Here is a 17,778-nt window from a genome sequence, read left to right on the forward strand (position 1 = left end):
ATTAAAAACCGAAATCATAGGTTTTCAAGTAGCGTGCGCCTTGTAACATGCGCGCCCCATACCAAAACATTTCCCCATCAATAAGTCGTATTGTCGAATCTGGTAGCATCTCTTGGAATTGTTGTTGTTGCTTTTCTTTAAATGGATAAGGTTCTGACGATAGGAATACGATATCTAGCTTAGCTTCTTTAAATTGCTCTTCCGTTAACGCAGGGTAGCGATCGGAACCGTCGGCAAACGGTGTGATAAAGCCGATAGTTTGCAGTAGCGTGTTAATATATGTGTCTTTTCCAGCGACCATATAAGGCTTTTTCCAAATGACATACGCCACGCGAGCAGCAGGGAGCGCAGGTAAATCTGCAAATGCTTGTTTAATATTTGCAGTTAGTGCATCTGCTTCTTTCTGACGGTCTGTTAAGTGCCCCATATCTGTAATCATCCGGTACGCATCGTCAATGGTCTGGACTTCTGCTACATAGACTGGGTAATGAGCAGCAAGCGTTTCGACCATTTCTTCTGTATTTTCTTCTTTTTCCATAATGATTAAATCAGGTTTGACTGCGTGGATTTTATCCAGTTGCAAATCTTTCGTTCCAGCAACGGCCGGAACTTTTTTTGCGGCTTCCGGATAAATGCAATAACGTGTTCTGCCGACAATTTCGTTTTCAAGTCCGATGGCAAATAAAGTTTCTGTAATGCCTGGGCATAAACAAATGATTCGTTTAGGTGGAAAATCATAGATGACGGTACGTCCTAAATGGTCTGTAAGTTCTTTCTTCAATGATAGGATAACCTCCTTAATTTTTTAAAACTGGATATCAGAGTATTCTATAAGCTCTACTCGAAACGTACCTGAATGCCGGTTAATTGTAAAGTCAAAAATCCTCGCCTCGAATTCCTTTTCATTCAGCTGGTTTTTGTTATAATTGGAACGAAGACCAAGTGAAATAAGGTGAAGCGATTGAATATAGTGCTAACCATTTTGTTCATGGCGGTGATAGGTGCGTTAATCGGTGGAGTGACGAATCACTTGGCGATTAAAATGCTTTTTAGACCTCATGAAGCAAAATATATTGGAAATACCCGCTTACCGTTTACCCCCGGTTTGATACCGAAACGGCGAAATGAGCTAGCGAGACAACTCGGCAAAACCGTGACAAATTATTTGCTGACACCGGATTTGTTTCGCAAAAAGATGCTAACTCCAGCAATGGAAAAGCGTGTGGAGACATTTATTCAGGGGAAAATGGACAAATACGTCCTACAATCGGACAAGACATTGCATGACTGGCTCGGAATCGCAGGTGCTACACAACTTCCGGAACAAGTGGAAGAGAGATTACTCACATTGATTGATCGACAAATGTACGATATGAAATCAAAAGTGACGACGGGTACAGTGAGTGATGTTATGCCATTGCGTTGGCAACAGCAAGTGGAAGAAAGAATCCCTCTTGCTACTAGTTTTATCTTAAGTCGTGCAGAGCAATTCATCGATTCCGAAGAAGGTAGACAGACGTTTCAGAAGTTAATCGATGATTTTCTTCAAACGAAAGGAACGTTTGGCGGTATGATCAATATGTTTTTCGGTGAATCAGACTCACTTGTTGGGAAAGTTCAACGAGAAGCAATTCGGTTTGTCAATGCGCCTGGAACAACGGATTTGCTCGATAAGCTAATCCGGAAAGAATGGCAAAACATTCAGCAACAATCAATGGAACAACTAACTGCTGGATTTGATTGGGAAACGGTTTTTAGTTCCGTGAGAAAGTATGCACTGGATCAATTGGCTCTTAGAGAAAGACTAGATCATAGCCTTGCCCATTACTGGCCACAAGGATCCGATTGGACGGCAGTACATGTTACGCCGAAAGTGGTTGGGTTTTTATTTGAGCAAGCAGAGTCGAAACTTGATGAGTCATTGAGAAAACTAAAACTCGATGAACTAGTGAAAGAACAGGTAGATACGTTCCCGGTGGCTGTATTGGAAGATTTAGTGCTAGGAATTTCACGTAGAGAGTTTAAGATGATTACAGTTCTTGGTGCACTACTTGGCGGTGTGATCGGAATCGTGCAAGGGATCATAGCAATTACTTTAACTTAACTTTAGGGGGAAATAACACATGACAATAAATATTTATGATGATATGAACAAATTAGAGTCAACATTGCGTAAGACAGACCAGTACCAGGCAGTAAAAACAGCGATGGCAGAAGTGAAGGCGGATGAAGAAGCACGCGTTTTATTTGAGAGCTTCCGTGAAATCCAAATGAATTTACAGCAAAAGCAAATGGCTGGCGAAGAAATTGCAGGCGAAGAGCTAGAACATGCACAGAAAACAGCACAACTTGCACAAGAGAATCCAACAATTATGGCGATGTTAACTGCTGAGATGAAACTTAGCGAATTGATCGAGGAAGTAAATCGTGTAGTATTGAAGCCTGTTCAAGACTTGTATGAAAGTTTCAACTAACACTAGTAATTGGAAACCGGCCTTGGCCGGTTTTTTTCAACAGATGGGGAGTAGGAGAGAAAGATGCAGCAACTATACGTAAATCAACAGTTTCCACAAGATTGGGTTCGGATGTTCACGCACTTAGCAAATTTGTTTTTTGAGCAATCTAAAATTGTTTCTGAACTAGTAGATGATGAAACGATTGATATTCGTTTTACGGAAGATACGGAATCACCGTCTGTAACAGCGGAATTGCGTTGGCTTGGTAAACAGTATGAGGCGCAATTTACGGAAGAAATATTAGCTACTGAAGCAAGAGAAATTATTCGCCAACGCAAGAGAATGTATTCTCATGTGTTGCTTGAAGTACTTGAACAAGCGACAGGTATGGAGCAAGAATGGGGAATCTTAACAGGAATTCGCCCGACGAAGCTTTATCATATGTATCGGCAAGACGGTTTTTCAGTGAATGAAGCAAAGCGATTACTTCAGCAGCGTCACCGGGTATCGGTACGTAAGAGCGAATTGATTGCACAAATTGCTGGTATACAACTGAATGCGTTGCCGGATTTGTATACATTAAAACAAGAAGTGAGTATTTATATCGGGATTCCGTTTTGTCCGACAAAATGTGCGTATTGTACGTTTCCTGCGTATGCGATTCATCGGAAAAATGGTCGAGTGGAAAGCTTCCTCGATGGTTTGCATGAAGAAATGCGGGCCATTGGTAGTTGGCTAAAAGAACATGATATCCGCATTACGACGATTTATTTCGGTGGCGGTACGCCAACGTCGATTGAAGCGGATGAAATGGACGCATTGTATCAAGCGATGGTCGATTCATTCCCTTATATGGAGCATGTGCGTGAAGTGACTGTTGAAGCTGGACGTCCTGATACGATTACGGTACCGAAACTTGAAGTTCTGAAAAAGTGGGGAATTGATCGAATTAGTGTCAATCCGCAATCGTATACAGACGAAACGTTGAAAGCAATCGGCCGCCATCATAGTGTGCAGGAGACGATTGATAAGTATTGGCTGTCCCGCGAGCAAGGGATGCGCAATATTAATATGGATTTGATCATCGGTTTGCCGAATGAAGGGCTTGCTGAATTTGAGCATTCATTAGCAGAAACGGAGAAGATGCAACCCGAATCGTTGACGATCCATACGTTATCGTTCAAGAGAGCATCTGAAATGACACGCAATAAAGATAAATATCAAGTGGCGGATCGAAAAACAGTCAGCCAAATGATGACGCGTGGTGAAGAATGGTCGAAAGCTAACGGCTATATTCCATATTATTTATACCGCCAAAAAAATATTTTAGGAAACCTTGAGAATGTTGGTTATGCAAAGCCAGGCGAAGAGAGCCTATATAATATTTTAATCATGGAAGAAGCGCAGACGATTATTGGATTGGGTTGTGGCGCATCTAGTAAATTCATGGATCCAGCGACAGGTAAACTGACGCAATTTCATAATCCAAAAGAACCTGCAGCCTATATTCTAGGTTTTGAAGAATCTATTGATCGTAAAATTGCTTATTTGGATGAAGTATTTCATTCGACTGAGTCGATAAAATAATAACAATCCCCACCATGTGTAACTGGTCGGGGATTGTATACTATAGTTGAAAGAAAGTGAAGAGTGTGGACTAAAAAGAGTAGCGAAAGTCGGCCCATCGAGTATCCTTCTGAAACGTAGAGTAACGGTGTCGGCTACCAATTGCAGTTTATTTACCTATTTTGTAAATAAGTATGCAAGCGCTCTCATTGTCTTGTATACTATTATGAATGAACAACCATTCACTTGGAGGGGGAGTTAATTTGACTAAACAGATTGAAGTATCAATTGATGGTAGACTAGCGACAGTAACATTTAATCAGCCAGATTTGATGAATGCTATGGATGATGTGATGATGAAAGAATTAGCGGAAATTGTCGATGATCTAAAAAATAATTCAACCATTCACGTCGTGTTGTTCCGTGGGGCAGGTCGTGCATTTTCTGCTGGTGGGAATGTGAAAGTAATGCTGGATCCGAATGGACCGATGAAGATAGAAGATATGATGGTCGATTTATCGAGACTAGCTTTAGCTATGTATAGCATGCCACAAATTACGATTGCTTCTGTACATGGTGCAGCGGCAGGTCTTGGTTGTAGTATCGCGATTGCTTGTGATGTTGTCATTGCGGAAGAATCGAGTAAGATTGCGATGAACTTCATAGGAATCGGTTTAGTCCCTGACGGTGGCGGTCACTTCTTCTTGAAGGAAAGGGTGGGCGCGTCAAGAGCGAAACAACTGATTTGGTCGGGTGAAGTACTAGATGGCAAACGTGCGATGCAGATCGGACTAATTGATCAAGTGGTAGCGGATGGGGAGGCTTGGAATACTGCACAACAACGAGCACAACTTATCTTGAATGCTCCTACAGCTTCGATGGCGGCCTCCAAAAAGATTTTACATGCCGCTGGTGTGGAAGAATTACAAAGAGTAGTAGAGCTTGAGAGTGAGGCCCAGATGGCGATGCGCAAAACAGCGGACCACCAAGAAGGGGTTCAAGCATTCGTAGAAAAGAGAAGACCTAGTTTTACAGGACAATAAAAATAGACGCGTGATTAGCGCGTCTATACTATGTGTTTTGCCTGTGTGGACAATAGATTATTGGTATTTGGCGGCTGTTTCTCTCCATGAGAAATAGCCTTTTTCAATTGCACGAAGCAATAGTTCAGCTGAAGCTAAGTTGGTTGCAAGTGGAATGCCGTAGACATCGCATAAGCGAAGTAAGGCACTAACATCAGGTTCATGTGGTTGAGCTGTTAATGGATCACGAAAGAATAAAACTAAATCTAACTTTTCGGTAGCGATCATTGCACCAATTTGTTGGTCGCCGCCAAGTGGTCCAGACATGAGCCGTGTAATGGATAGATCAGTCTCCTCCATGATTCGCTGACCAGTTGTACCCGTAGCGTAAAGAGTATGCTTGGCAAAAATTTGTTCGTAAGCAATTGTGAAATTCACTAATTCTGCTTTTTTTTCATCATGCGCAATTAAAGCTATGTTCACACGAGTCACTTCCTTTTACGATATCTTGACGAACATAGCGTATCACAAAGTGCGTAAAAAATCTTCCTTTTCTGTCTGACAAATTCAAGAACTCTGCTAGATAGGAGGGAGATCTTCTAACTTTTTGTTTTTTAGCTTGTAGGAAAGCTATGACCTTACTGCCTGAAAAAGTGAGGAGATGTAAGTTGAATAGAGATTTGAAGTTGGTAAGCGATTCATTAAGTTCTAGTGATATCAATACACTTTTATATGTAGTGAAGTAATTCGTCATTGAACCCACTTCGGCGCTGTCGGATGGCTCCCGCAATAAGCCAGAAAGGAAGGGCACCTATCCGTCTTATTGCTCCGCCTACCGCTTGTAAGGCGCCTTCGTTTGGTGAGGAAAAGCAATCAGCATAGTACGTTGAAGTCTAAGTGCGAATTTCCCTATGTATCAAAGACTGCTAAAACTACACTGTACTCGATAGCGAAGGCACAACTGCGGGGTCGGCCGAAACAAAGAGACAGCTAGCGCCCTTTGCTAGTTGGCTCTTTGTGGGAGGCAATCCCCCACGTGCCGCAGCGGTGTTAGTAAGTCGACCTTTACTCACTTCAGTAACATAAAAAAGTCGAGCAACGACACATTACAAACTAGTAGTTAGTCCCAGACACATCAATCCGCTTCTGTATGTAGAAATGTAATTCGTCACTGAACCCACTTCGGCGCTTGCGGATGGCTCCCGCGATGAGCCAGAAAGGAAGATCGCCTCTCTGTCTCATCGCTCCGCCTACCGCTTGTAAGGCGCCTGCGTTTTGTGAAGATAAATAAGTGGCATAGTACGTTGAAGTCTAATAGTGAATTTTTATATAGTACCAAAGCCCACTAAAACTATACTGTACATACTAGCGTAGGCACAACTGCGGGGTCGGCCGAAACAAAGAGACAGCTAGCGCCCTTTGCTAGTTGGCTCTTTGTGGGAGGCAATCCCCCACGTGCCGAAGCGGTGTTAGTAAGCCGACCTTTACTAACTTCAGTAACATAAAAAAGTCGAGCTACGACACATTACAAACTAGTAGTAAGTTCCAGACACATCAATCCGCTTCTATATGTAGTGAAGTGATTCGTCATTGAACCCACTTCGGCGCTGGCGGATGGCTCCCGCAATGAGCCAGAAAGGAAGTGCGCCTCTCTGTCTCATCGCTCCGCCTGCCGCTTGTAAGGCGCCTTCGTTTTTTGTGTAATATTAGTTAGCCTAGTACATTGAAGTCAAAAAGTGAAATTCGTTAAGTTCCAAAGACTACAAAACTACTCTGTACTCACTAGCGAAGGCACAACTGCGGGGTCAGCCGAAACAAAGAGACAGCTAGCGCCCTTTGCTAGTTGGCTCTTTGTGGGAGGCAATCCCCCACGTGCCTAAGCGGTGATAGGAAACCAACCTTTACTAACTTTAGTACCGTAAAAAAGTCGCGCTACGACACATTACAAACTAGTAGTAAGTTCAAGCCACATCTATCCGTTTTTGTATGTAGTGAAGTAATTCGTCACTGAACCCACTGCGGCGCTGGCGGATGGCTCCCGCGATGAGCCAGAAAGGAAGATCGCCTCTCTGTCTCATCGCTCCGCCTACCGCTTGTAAGACGCCTACGTTCAGTTAGGAAAATAAATAGCATAGTACATTGAAGTTGAAAGGTTTAATTCGGTAAGTGCCAAAGCCAACTAAAACTACACTGTACTCACCAGCGAAGGCACAACTGCGGGGTCGGCCGAAGCCATGAGACAACTAGCGCATTTTGCTTGTTGGCTCATGGCGGGAGGCAATCCCCCACGTGCCGAAGCGGTGATAGAAAGCCGATCTTCACTAACTTCGGCATTGGAAAAGTTAGTAAGGGATTTAGTAAGCTCTGGACACTTCAATACGCTTCTGTATATAGTGAAGTAATTCGTCACTGAACCCACTGCGGCGCTGGCGGATGGCTCCCGCAATAAGCCAGAAAGGAAGGACGCCTCTCTGTCTTATCGCTCCGCCTACCGCTTGTAAGGCGCCTTCGTTTAGTGTGGAAAAGCAAGTAGCATATTACTTGAAGTCTAAAAGTGGATTTTACGATGTACCAAAGCCAACTAAAACTACACTGTACTCACCAGCGAAGGCACAACTGCGGGGTCGGCCGAAGCAAAGAGACAGCTAGCGTCCTTTGCTAGTTGGCTCTTTGTGGGAGGCAATCCCCCACGTGCCGAAGTGGTAATAGAGAGCTGACCATTACTAACTTCAGTAACGTTAAAAACTCGAGCAACGACCCAACACAAAATGGGTGTTTGACAGAAAGCTAACCTACATAACATTCAAAAGCCTACACGCATTAACCGCACAAAAAAAGACTGCCTCACCAATGGTGGGGAACAGTCTCTCGTTTATGAATGGAATAACAATAGCTTGCCTAACGGAGAAGCGAGTCGGTGTGTACGCTCCAATAAATCTTTCTCAGTAAGCAGTTGAAGTCCTTGCTCTTTCGCTGCGTCATCAGTCTCTGCTGTGAACGTCTCTTCCGTAATTAGCGAACCATTTTTCTCATACGCAGTCAATTTGTAAGTTTTCATTCAATCGCCTCCATGAACTTTCGGCAAGTATACTATAAATTCAGTGAAATTAACAGTGATTCATTAAGCTTTGAAAGAGGTACTTTGAATAGATTCAATAAAAAGTGAAACGAAACTCTTTCTAATTCGTAGAACTAGAATATAAAGGAGATGATGTGAATGGCGTTACAGTTAGAACAAGTCACTAAACGATTTGGGGACTTTACAGCAGTAGATCAGCTATCGTTGACTGTGGAAGAAGGAATGATGTACGGTTTTCTAGGAGCGAATGGTGCGGGAAAAACGACTACATTCCGAATGATCCTTGGCTTACTTACGGCGACGGAAGGATCCATCGCTTGGAATGGCCAGAAGATATCTTACGCAACGAGTCCCCAAATTGGTTATCTACCAGAAGAACGTGGTCTCTATCCGAAGATGAAAGTACAAGAACAATTAGTCTTTCTCGGTCAATTACGCGGGATGAATAAGTCAGATGCAAAAAATGCCGCGCTGAAATGGCTCGAACGATTTGAAGTTCCACAAAATAAGAATAAAAAAATCGAAGAATTATCAAAAGGTAATCAGCAGAAAATTCAAGTGATTGCTGCGTTAATGCATGATCCGAAGTTGCTCATTCTGGATGAACCGTTTTCCGGTCTCGATCCGGTGAATGTAGAAATGCTGAAGAAAGCAATCATTGATTTCCGAAATAGTGGGGCGACGATTCTTTTCTCTAGTCACCGGATGGATCACGTCGAAGAACTATGTGAACAGCTCAGCATCATTCATCACGGACAACAACTCGTCAGCGGGAAGTTACGAGATGTCAAACGGTCCTTTGGTAAACAAAATGTTAGGCTACGTGCTGACTTTCCATTAAGTGATTTAGACTCCATTCAAGGTGTCGAAACTGCTCATCATTCATTGGATGGGGCGGTGTTCCAAGTAGACAATGACGAAGTAGCCAATCAATTATTGCAGGCTGCACTACAAAAAGGACCGATTCGCCACTTTGAAATTGAAGAACCATCGTTACAAGATATCTTTATTGCGAAAGTAGGTGAAGAACATGCGTGAGTTTTGGATAATATTTAAGCAAAGCTTCCTTACGAAGGCGAAGACGAAATCATTCTTTATCACCACATTGATCATGGTTGCGGGGATTTTTCTCTTTGCCAACTTACCGACGCTTATGAATACTGTAAGTAAAGTAATGGGAGATAGCGAAGAAGATGTCGTAGCGGTGCTAGACGAGAGTGGCGTGTTAGTGGACCGTCTGGAAGCTCAGCTCAAGCAAAATAATGAGGCGATTACGATTGAGCGTTCGGATGAAACAACAGCACAGTTGAAGCAACGAGTAGAAGATGAAAAAATTAATGCATTTATAGAATTGAACTTTGATGCATCGAATATAATTCAAGCGACCTATACGACAGGTAGCTTAGTCGATCAATATCTCTCTTCTACATTGGCAGATGCACTTCAGTCCATTCAAACGGAAATCAATGCAGAGAAATTATCGCTCTCTGGTGAACAAGTGGCGACATTATTTGCGCCAATTCAATTCGATAAGCAAAATGTCTCGGCTTCTGCTAAGTCAGAAGATGAATTGAATTCGGCACGCGTTCTTGTGTATGTGCTAATGTTCGTCATTTATTTTGCAGTTATTATTTATTCTTCAATGATTGCGACAGAGGTGGCGACAGAAAAATCCTCACGTGTGATGGAGATTTTAATATCAAGTGTATCTCCAGTGAAGCATATGTTTGCCAAAGTACTAGGGATCGGATCACTCGGAATTGTCCAGATTTTACTCTACGGAGCAGCAGGTTTGCTTGCTTATAAATTATCTTCTGTCGGGGAGGAAAATGATTTTTCGGCGTTCTTTAGTTTGGAAAACCTGGAAGTGAGTACGCTTGTTTATGCGGTAGTGTTCTTCTTACTAGGCTACTTCTTGTATGCGACACTTGCAGCATTGCTCGGATCACTTGTTAGTCGGACGGAAGATGTTCAACAAATGATTATGCCGATGTCATTGCTCGTTGTGGCGGCATTCATTATTGCGGCTACAGGTCTCGGGAATCCAGAGATGGGTTATTTGAAGATCGCTTCATTTATTCCGTTCTTTACTCCACTCGTCATGTTCTTGCGTGTTGGCATGCTTGACCTTCCATTATGGGAACCTTTATTATCAATTGCGATAATGGTTGTGACGATTAGTATTCTCGGATGGTTCGGAGCAAAAGTTTATCGTGGGGGTGTCTTAATGTATGGCCCTTCGCGTTCATTAAAAGACTTGAAAAAAGCGATTCAATTAGGAAAAGAATAGTATGGACAGAGCCTGTCATCTAAAGAAGATGGCAGGCTTTTGTCTGTGCTATCTAGCGATTGAATGAGTATGGTAAAATAGAGAACGAGTATTCGTGGGAAAGGGTGTATTTATGGAGACGATCCGTTTTTTACATACAGCTGATTTGCATTTGGATAGCCCATTTAAGGGGATGGCTGCTGCAGGTCCGGATGAATTAGCAAGATTACAGCAATCAACTTTTGCGGCTTTTGATCGATTCATCGCGTACGCGGTGGAACAACGTCCAGATTTCATCGTCATCGTTGGCGATATATATGATGGGGAAGACCGAAGTTTACGCGCGCAAATTCGTTTTCAGCAAGCGATGCAGCGACTAGAAGAAGCGCACATTCCTGTCTTTTTATCGTATGGTAACCACGATCATCTAGCGGGTAATTGGACGCGCGTTTCATTGCCAAAAAATGTTCATGTATTCTCGGATAGTGTAGAGCAACAGCAACTGACAGTCAGAGGCGAGACGATTACGATACATGGCTTCAGCTATCCGCAACGTCATGTCAAGGAACCGATGATTGCGGACTATAAAATAGCGGGAGACGACGGAATTCATATTGGCCTGTTGCATGGTAGCGTGGCGGGAGATTCTGCACACGCGGTGTATGCACCATTTACGGTGAGCGAACTTCGGCAAAAGAACTATCACTATTGGGCGCTCGGACATATACATAAACGTCAGGTATTGGCGCAACAACCACCTATTGTCTATCCAGGAAATATACAAGGAAGGCATCGCAATGAGCAAGGGGTTAAGGGGTTTTATGATGTTACTTTATCCCGTGAACAAGCGAACACAACATTCGTCCCAACTTCAGCTATTGTCTTCACAGCACTTACTATTTCTTGTCAAGGAATTGAATATGCGGATGATTGGGTAGCGGCATGTCAGGAAGCAATTGACGGAGTTGTAGCGGAGCTAGGCAGTATCATCATCGAATTAGTCATGACAGATACGGAAGATCTTGCTGACAACTTACAGCGCGCAGCTTCCGAATCAGAATGGCTTGATATTTTGCGTGAACAATATGTTATGAATGAGCCGTTTGTTTGGATTACCACTATTGATTGGCAGTTTTCGTCTACTAGTGAATCCCCAAATACGCTACTAGAGCCGGTAGTGGACACAATAGTGAGTTGGCAGCTAGAGGATTGGGATGAATTAATGAGCGAGCTATATAGTCATCGGGCAGGACGCTATTTAGAACGACTAACGCTGAACGATAGAGAACAATTGAAGCAACAGGCGACTGCGTTGTTGGCAGCTGAATGGTTGAAGGAGGGATAATATGAAGATCCGAAAAATTGTTCTTTATGGGTTCGGTCAACATGAGAATGTAGAAATCAATCTGCAGGCTGGCGTAAATCTTCTATACGGGCCGAATGAAGCAGGCAAGACGACGATTCAGCAAGCGATCCTTCATATTTTATTTGGCTTTCCACAAAAGAATCAGCAAGAGCTTCGCTATGAACCGAAAACAGGTGGGAAATACGGCGGCTGTCTTTACATAGAGGACAAAGAATTTGGTCCTTGGATGATCGAACGGGTTCGCGGGAAATCGTCAGGCGATGTGACGATACATTTTGAAGATGGGCGTACAACGGGGGAGGAAGAACTCAAACGTCTTTTAAGAGGTTATGACCGAGCCGCGTTTGAAGCGATTTTCTCCTTCTCACTATTTCAGTTACAAGGGCTTGAGCGAATGGATGAAACGGATATTAGTCGTACATTGCTTGCGTCAGGAACTACGGGTCTTGATACGTTGTGGAAAATAGAAAAAAAGATGGATAAAGAGATGGCTGCGTTATTCAAAAAAGCAGGACGAAACCCTCCGATGAATCAAAAGGTAAAAGAACTGAAAGAACTTGAACTAGCTATGCAAAAAGAACAGCGGAAACTGGAGACATTCGAACTGTTGACGATACGAAAAAAGCAAGTAGATGAACGTGTGAAAGCGTTGCGAAATGAAGAACAACAGTTACATGAACAGGCGGAAAAACACCAAATCGCTATGCAAGTTATGCCTTTGCAGCAACAACAAAAACAAGTGACCGAGCAGCTGGCAGCATTGCCGAGTGAAAGTTTTCCAGCAGACGGAATCCGGCGTTATGAAGAATTAGCGAGTAAACAATCGGAACTGCAGTCAAAGAGATTGCGTATCGTTAAAGAGCAACAAGTGACCGCAGAAGCCATTGTGATGCGGCCAGGCAATGAACAACGTCAAATCGAACGTTGGGTGGCACAAGAAGCGGAGTGGCATCGTCTACGTGGAGAGATCCTCTCAGCAGAACAGGAACTACGGGTGCTAGAGAAGAAGCAACAGCAATCTAAACAACGTCTAGGCCTAACAGACGCTCAACAGCTGGCGATAGAAGAGATGGACTTATCTATTCAGCGGGAACGGCAACTGGAACCTTTATTGCAAGAACAGACGACTGCTGAACAACAGTTACAAGCGTTGAACCGGATGTTAGCAGAAGCAGAAAGCGAACGTCAGGAAGCGGAGGAACGAAAGGTTTTACTTGCACGTCAACAGCCGACAGATGCCGAACGTCAGCAACTAGCAAAGCTCCCCGAGTTCAAACGCCAGTTGGATGAAGCAAAAGCAAGAGTGTCCGTCGCAAAGCAATCCACTAACCGTGCGATACCTTCATTCTTCATGATCTTGGGTCTTCTAATCGGCGCATATGGAGTGTGGCAACAAGATTGGTTCATTGTAACAGTTAGCTTAATCACGATAGTTGCTGGAATTTTGTTGTGGAAAAAGCAACCTGATTCAATGGAAGATTTACATGATTTCATTCATAAACATGAAGTACATGTAGAAGGGATGCAACGTTTAAAAGAACAAGTAGTGGAGCATCAACGTCAATGTCAGCAACTCGAAGAAGAGATTGATAGGCTGGATCGAAAGCTACAGAGGCTTGCGGCTGAGATGGAGCAAGTACATCATCAGAAGCGACAAGCAGGTATTGCACTTAAACAAGCGGTACAAGGGGATCCGATTGATAGTACGAGCAATCTACAAGAGAATTTCCGTTTACTACGGGAATACCAAGATATACTCGCCGAGCAACAGACGTGGAAACTTCGACTAGCAACAGCGAAACAACAAGTAAGAACATGGGTCGATCAAGTGGAAATGTTGTTAGGGCCAGTATCTGAAGATACATTGTATGAACAATTGCGACAAGAGCTTATGAAACAGAAAGCTTCTAAGGAAAAGGATTTTAATCGAAAGCAATTGCTGAAAGATCTTGAGAGTCAATTGAAAGAAGTGGATACGTTCCTGGCATCTGTTCAGCAACAAATAGAGGAATTGTTTCATCTCACGAATGTTTCAGATAAAGAACAATTCTATGCGGCCTATCAAAACGATCAGGAAGCTCAGTTATTGAAAAGACAGCTAACGGAAGTCAATTCACAGCTCGCGTTATATTCGAAAAAGCCGTTGACATTTGATTGGACATTACCGGAACTAGAACGAAAACGAACAGAAATATCAGAACGACTGCAAGCCATTCGAAAAGAAGTGACGGCTCTTGTGGATGAGCAAGTAAAACTGGATCACGAACTTACGCAGATGGGAGCAAGTCAGACGTACAGTGAATTGCAGTTGCTGTTCGAAGTGAAAAAAGCAGAACTAGAAGAGCTAGCGAAACAGTGGGTCGTTAGAAAAGCTGTTATGGAGTCGATTCGACAGACGATGAGTGGATGGAAAGAGCATCAATTGCCAGCAGTTCTATCGCTTGCGAATACTTGGTTCAGTCGATTAACAGGAAATCGCTATCGTACATTGACTTTAACTGCTGAAGGTTATTTTCAGGCAGTGACAGCTGGCGGACAATCCTTTATGATTAATGAGCTGAGCCAAGCGACGAAGGAACAAGCATACCTTTCCTTACGACTCGCACTCGCCTCTGAACTTTCGGACCGTGCACCATTCCCAGTAATTATGGATGATCCATTTGTTCACTTTGATAATGAAAGACTTTCGCGTATGATAGAAATAATTAAAGAATTAAAGCCATCTCATCAGTTTTTATATTTCACTTGCCACGCAGAGATGCAGTCGAAATGGTCAGGTGAAGCTTCTATGATAGAGATTGGAAAACAGTAGAAGGAGCGATTCATGAATGAAAAAACTAATGGAATACCAAGTCGGCGAATCCGTTGACATGTACTTATTGATCAAGCAAGCTACTAAAGGTGTAACCCAACAAGGCAGCCCTTTCATGACATTGATTCTCCAAGATAAAAGCGGAGATCTCGAAGCGAAGTTATGGGACACTGGCGAAGAACAAGCGCAAATGTACCAAGCCGCGAGCATCGTCAAAGTAGGCGGAGAAGTCCATGAATACCGTGGGAAAAACCAATTGCGTATTAAAGCGATTCGCCCGGTTAAGGAAGAAGAAGGGATCACAATCGCAGATTTAGTACCTTCTGCTGAGAAAAGTAAAGAAGTATTATTTGAAGAACTCATGCAGTATTTCTTTGAAATGAAAAATCCACAAATTCAGCGATTGACTCGCCATTTATTGAAAAAACACCAAGCGGATTTTATGTTGTACCCAGCCGCTACGAGAAATCATCATGACTACGTGACTGGTCTACTCGATCACGTCGTCTCGATGCTGAAGCTTGGAAAAGCGATTGCAGAACTGTATCCAACATTAAACAAAGACTTGCTGTACGCTGGAATTATTCTCCACGATATCGGTAAAGTCATTGAGCTATCCGGCCCAGTTGGCACGCAATATACAATCGAAGGAAATTTACTTGGCCACATCACGATTATGGTCAATGAGATTTCCAAAGCAGCGGAGGAACTTGAGATTGAAGGCGAAGAATTGATGTTGTTGCAGCATATGGTTCTTTCACATCACGGCAAAGAAGAGTGGGGAAGTCCGAAACGTCCGATGCTGAAAGAAGCGGAGATACTACACTATATCGATAATATCGATGCGAAGATGAACATGCTAAACCGCGTTATGTCCAAAACCACACCAGGCGAATTCTCCGAGCGAGTCTTCCCGCTGGATAATCGTTCATTTTATAAACCGACATTTGAATAAATAACAGTTGGGGAGAGTGGAAAGACTACCGTTGCGCTGCGTTTCAGGCGGACGCGTTCGGGAGGGACCGCCTTACACTTCGCTTCACTAGTGTTTTCCTGAAGTTAGCAAGTGATGTTTTCAGTTTTTGACTTAGACCTTTCATTTGAACTTGAAAAAGTAAAGACTCGATACTAAGTCACTTGGTAACTAAAATGACGTCTAAAAGTACTTGTAATTAGTCTATAGGATTGGAGCGGAAGAGGTGGCGACTCCGAGAGGATCAGCGTGCGTCTTATGACCCTAGACTGAGCGAGAGCCGTTGCGAAGTACGGCTTTTGCGAGTAAAAGTGAAGCGTTAGGAGCACAGCTGCCTTAATTTCTGCAAAGATCGCAGAAATACGGCCAAGCGAACCCTTCGTTATTCGCTTGGCATAAGCCTCGCCCATAGGACAAGCGTCCACCTCTATAGCTCTAATCCCGGACCACTCATCCAGTATTCGCAACTCAAATACATTGTCTATTAAAAACTCCCACGATAAGTTTCAGTCGTGGGAGTTTTTACTATTTATTTACTTTATTTTTCTTCTGCTTCAGCGCCATCTTCCTCATTAGCTGGCTTTTCGTCCATCTTGAATAGGTCAAGAGCAGATTTTAGATCTTCATCCTTGATCTTAACGTCCGCATCTTTCACTAACTTAGAAACTTTAGCCAATAGCTCGCTCTCGTCTGCTTTTTCCATCAATAGCTCTTGACGAATTTCATCTTTCTTTTCGTCAGTGATTTTTTCATCTTCTTTTTGACGCTTTTCTTTTACTTCGATAATGTGGAAGCCGTGGTCTGATTGAACAGGCTCACTGATATTACCTGGTTCTAGGTCATATGCTGCGCTCCAAAATTCTGGAACCATAACACCATAAGCGAACCAGTCTAAATCTCCGCCTTCTTCTTTAGAACCTGGATCTGTAGAGTATTCTTTTGCAACTTTCGCAAAATCTTCACCTTTGTCCAGTTTTTCTTTTACTTCTTTTGCAGTAGCTTCGTCTTCAACCAAAATATGACGAGCGTTGATTTCTGTTTGAGATTCCTCAATACGTTTGTTCAACTCTTCATCTGATACTTCGATACCGTCAGTTAACGCTTCTTCTTGTAACTTATTTAGACGAATCATTTTCTTGAAGCTATCAGGTGTTTGACCTTGTTGAGCTAAGAATGCTTCGAAGTTTTCTCCAAGCTGTTCTTTGTTCTTATCAAACTCGGCATCTACTTGTTTCTCATCCACTTTATACTTGTCCTCAAGTACTTTTTCAAGGATGATCATTTGCAACGCCTGCTCACCAACAGATGTTTTCATTTCTTTGTAGAATTCTTCTTTTGTTATGTCTCCAGCTTTAGATGACATAATGATTTCGCTATCTCCGCCAGAACAAGCAGATAGTGCGACAACGGATGCTGCAAGTGTAAATGCTAAAAATTTCTTTTTCATTATAAAACTCCCCTAATCTGAATATCGTTTCAAGATAACACTATAGCATAAAACGTTTGAAAAACAAAAAGGTTCCCGTTATGAATGCGCCCAACCGCTATTTTATCCTTTCGCATAGGATACAGTGAGAAAGGGGGTGCCTTCCATGAGCGGTTACACTCAAGGCGGAGCAGGTACATCCGGCTTTGCTCTAATTGTTGTTTTATTCATCTTGTTGATTATCGTAGGTGCAGCATATTTGTGTTAAAAAAAGCCCCACTCCTCTCCAGGAGTGGGCTTACATAGTCTTTTAGGCGCTGAAGAATACTTCCACATATAAAGACAAAATGAGGATCGTAATAAGGATATTGACAGTCCGATATATTTTCGGCTGTTTATCCTCTGGAATCTCCCTAGATTGGCAAAGCGCAAATGTCATTTTATTAATTTGATATAAATAAAATAGTGAAAAAAGAATGGTAATCGTGAGAACCATGTTAGACCTCCTATTCATCCGTCTGTACTATCATAGCAGAATATATGAACAAAAGGAAAACACCGAGTCGCAAATGATCGGCTTTTTAGTTTTTCTTTTGTGACTGTTGAAGGTAATCATTCTGATCTTTGTAAGTTTTTTCGATGTTCTGAAAGCCGCGCTCGAAAATATCCATGAAGTCGTCTCCATAAATATTGCGTATGACAGACATCACTTCGAGGAATTCAGGGAACTTTCCATAGATATCACGGATAGGTAAGGAACCTTGAAGAACACTGTAATCTGCATTGTGGTAGTTCGCATTCATTTCGAT

General features: G+C 42.8%; 17 protein-coding genes and 1 pseudogene. 11 read left to right on the top strand and 7 right to left on the bottom strand.

Features of this window, described 5'->3' with window-relative positions; translation table 11 throughout:
- Position 1: 1 nt before the first annotated feature.
- A complete protein-coding gene (locus ORD22_RS09105) occupies positions 2-781 on the bottom strand; it encodes a helical backbone metal receptor (protein WP_317645633.1) in 780 nt (259 codons plus the stop codon).
- A gap of 189 nt (positions 782-970) precedes the next feature.
- Here ORD22_RS09105 and ORD22_RS09110 point away from each other — a divergent pair, with 189 nt between their 5' ends.
- From ORD22_RS09110 to ORD22_RS09125, 4 genes are all read left to right on the top strand, one after another.
- Positions 971-2,104 carry a DUF445 domain-containing protein gene (locus tag ORD22_RS09110; protein ID WP_317645715.1) on the top strand — a complete coding sequence of 378 codons (1,134 nt, stop codon included), beginning with the start codon at positions 971-973 and terminating at the stop codon, positions 2,102-2,104.
- A gap of 19 nt (positions 2,105-2,123) precedes the next feature.
- On the top strand, positions 2,124-2,474 hold the full coding sequence (locus ORD22_RS09115; protein ID WP_317645634.1) for a YlbF/YmcA family competence regulator: 351 nt from the start codon (positions 2,124-2,126) through the stop codon (positions 2,472-2,474).
- A gap of 63 nt (positions 2,475-2,537) precedes the next feature.
- Complete coding sequence (locus ORD22_RS09120) at positions 2,538-4,043, top strand: coproporphyrinogen III oxidase (RefSeq protein ID WP_317645635.1); 1,506 nt, start codon at positions 2,538-2,540, stop codon at positions 4,041-4,043.
- 242 nt (positions 4,044-4,285) lie between these two features.
- Positions 4,286-5,065: an enoyl-CoA hydratase gene (locus ORD22_RS09125; RefSeq protein ID WP_317645636.1), complete on the top strand. Its 780-nt coding sequence runs from the start codon at positions 4,286-4,288 to the stop codon at positions 5,063-5,065.
- Between the two features lie 57 nt (positions 5,066-5,122).
- Here ORD22_RS09125 and mgsA read toward each other — a convergent pair whose 3' ends face one another.
- A complete protein-coding gene (gene mgsA, locus ORD22_RS09130) occupies positions 5,123-5,527 on the bottom strand; it encodes a methylglyoxal synthase (RefSeq protein WP_317645637.1) in 405 nt (134 codons plus the stop codon).
- 630 nt (positions 5,528-6,157) lie between these two features.
- Positions 6,158-6,286: a hypothetical protein gene (locus tag ORD22_RS09135; RefSeq protein WP_317645638.1), complete on the bottom strand. Its 129-nt coding sequence runs from the start codon at positions 6,284-6,286 to the stop codon at positions 6,158-6,160.
- Positions 6,287-7,278: 992 nt separating this feature from the next.
- Here ORD22_RS09135 and ORD22_RS09140 point away from each other — a divergent pair.
- Complete coding sequence (locus ORD22_RS09140; RefSeq protein ID WP_317645639.1) at positions 7,279-7,446, top strand: hypothetical protein; 168 nt, start codon at positions 7,279-7,281, stop codon at positions 7,444-7,446.
- A gap of 470 nt (positions 7,447-7,916) precedes the next feature.
- Here ORD22_RS09140 and ORD22_RS09145 read toward each other — a convergent pair whose 3' ends face one another.
- The gene (locus ORD22_RS09145) at positions 7,917-8,102 is read right to left on the bottom strand and encodes a YhzD family protein (protein ID WP_099689605.1); all 186 of its coding nucleotides are present in this window, start codon (positions 8,100-8,102) and stop codon (positions 7,917-7,919) included.
- Between the two features lie 159 nt (positions 8,103-8,261).
- Between ORD22_RS09145 and ORD22_RS09150 the strand changes: the two genes are divergently transcribed.
- From ORD22_RS09150 to yhaM, 5 genes are all read left to right on the top strand, one after another.
- The gene (locus ORD22_RS09150; RefSeq protein ID WP_317645641.1) at positions 8,262-9,161 is read left to right on the top strand and encodes an ABC transporter ATP-binding protein; all 900 of its coding nucleotides are present in this window, start codon (positions 8,262-8,264) and stop codon (positions 9,159-9,161) included.
- Positions 9,154-10,413, top strand: coding sequence for an ABC transporter permease (locus ORD22_RS09155; protein WP_317645642.1), 1,260 nt, complete (start codon positions 9,154-9,156; stop codon positions 10,411-10,413). The genes ORD22_RS09150 and ORD22_RS09155 overlap by 8 nt, the downstream gene beginning before the upstream one ends.
- Positions 10,414-10,507: 94 nt before the next feature.
- On the top strand, positions 10,508-11,737 hold the full coding sequence (locus ORD22_RS09160; RefSeq protein WP_317645643.1) for a metallophosphoesterase family protein: 1,230 nt from the start codon (positions 10,508-10,510) through the stop codon (positions 11,735-11,737).
- A gap of 1 nt (position 11,738) precedes the next feature.
- Positions 11,739-14,570, top strand: coding sequence for an ATP-binding protein (locus ORD22_RS09165; RefSeq protein WP_317645644.1), 2,832 nt, complete (start codon positions 11,739-11,741; stop codon positions 14,568-14,570).
- Positions 14,571-14,586: 16 nt separating this feature from the next.
- Positions 14,587-15,525: a 3'-5' exoribonuclease YhaM gene (gene yhaM, locus ORD22_RS09170; RefSeq protein WP_317645645.1), complete on the top strand. Its 939-nt coding sequence runs from the start codon at positions 14,587-14,589 to the stop codon at positions 15,523-15,525.
- A 556-nt stretch (positions 15,526-16,081) separates the two neighbouring features.
- Here the strand turns inward: yhaM and ORD22_RS09175 are convergent.
- Positions 16,082-16,990, bottom strand: a complete 909-nt coding sequence (locus tag ORD22_RS09175; protein ID WP_317645646.1) for a peptidylprolyl isomerase — start codon at positions 16,988-16,990, stop codon at positions 16,082-16,084.
- A 145-nt stretch (positions 16,991-17,135) separates the two neighbouring features.
- Here ORD22_RS09175 and ORD22_RS09180 point away from each other — a divergent pair, with 145 nt between their 5' ends.
- The gene (locus ORD22_RS09180) at positions 17,136-17,237 is read left to right on the top strand and encodes a YjcZ family sporulation protein (RefSeq protein WP_317645647.1); all 102 of its coding nucleotides are present in this window, start codon (positions 17,136-17,138) and stop codon (positions 17,235-17,237) included.
- Positions 17,238-17,279: 42 nt separating this feature from the next.
- On the opposite strand, the gene ORD22_RS09185 is transcribed toward ORD22_RS09180, so the two are convergent.
- Both ORD22_RS09185 and ORD22_RS09190 read right to left on the bottom strand, forming a co-directional pair.
- Entirely contained in the window at positions 17,280-17,465 is a 186-nt protein-coding gene (locus ORD22_RS09185) for a hypothetical protein (RefSeq protein WP_317645648.1), read from the bottom strand.
- Positions 17,466-17,550: 85 nt separating this feature from the next.
- Positions 17,551-17,778, bottom strand: a pseudogene (locus ORD22_RS09190) (HTH-type transcriptional regulator Hpr); the annotation flags it as partial.

The sequence above is a fragment of the Sporosarcina sp. GW1-11 genome, assembly GCF_033088395.1.
Lineage (GTDB): Bacteria > Bacillota > Bacilli > Bacillales_A > Planococcaceae > Sporosarcina.

Excerpts from the sequence above, each read along its gene's own strand:
- ORD22_RS09140 (WP_317645639.1), top strand. The coding sequence starts at position 7,279 with ATGAGACAACTAGCGCATTTTGCTTGTTGGCTCATGGCGGGAGGCAAT.
- ORD22_RS09155 (WP_317645642.1), top strand. The coding sequence starts at position 9,154 with ATGCGTGAGTTTTGGATAATATTTAAGCAAAGCTTCCTTACGAAGGCG.
- ORD22_RS09115 (WP_317645634.1), top strand. The coding sequence starts at position 2,124 with ATGACAATAAATATTTATGATGATATGAACAAATTAGAGTCAACATTG.
- ORD22_RS09150 (WP_317645641.1), top strand. The coding sequence starts at position 8,262 with ATGGCGTTACAGTTAGAACAAGTCACTAAACGATTTGGGGACTTTACA.
- ORD22_RS09165 (WP_317645644.1), top strand. The coding sequence starts at position 11,739 with ATGAAGATCCGAAAAATTGTTCTTTATGGGTTCGGTCAACATGAGAAT.
- ORD22_RS09180 (WP_317645647.1), top strand. The coding sequence starts at position 17,136 with ATGAGCGGTTACACTCAAGGCGGAGCAGGTACATCCGGCTTTGCTCTA.
- ORD22_RS09145 (WP_099689605.1), bottom strand. The coding sequence starts at position 8,102 with ATGAAAACTTACAAATTGACTGCGTATGAGAAAAATGGTTCGCTAATT.
- yhaM (WP_317645645.1), top strand. The coding sequence starts at position 14,587 with ATGAAAAAACTAATGGAATACCAAGTCGGCGAATCCGTTGACATGTAC.
- ORD22_RS09120 (WP_317645635.1), top strand. The coding sequence starts at position 2,538 with ATGCAGCAACTATACGTAAATCAACAGTTTCCACAAGATTGGGTTCGG.
- ORD22_RS09135 (WP_317645638.1), bottom strand. The coding sequence starts at position 6,286 with ATGAGACAGAGAGGCGATCTTCCTTTCTGGCTCATCGCGGGAGCCATC.
- ORD22_RS09175 (WP_317645646.1), bottom strand. The coding sequence starts at position 16,990 with ATGAAAAAGAAATTTTTAGCATTTACACTTGCAGCATCCGTTGTCGCA.
- ORD22_RS09185 (WP_317645648.1), bottom strand. The coding sequence starts at position 17,465 with ATGGTTCTCACGATTACCATTCTTTTTTCACTATTTTATTTATATCAA.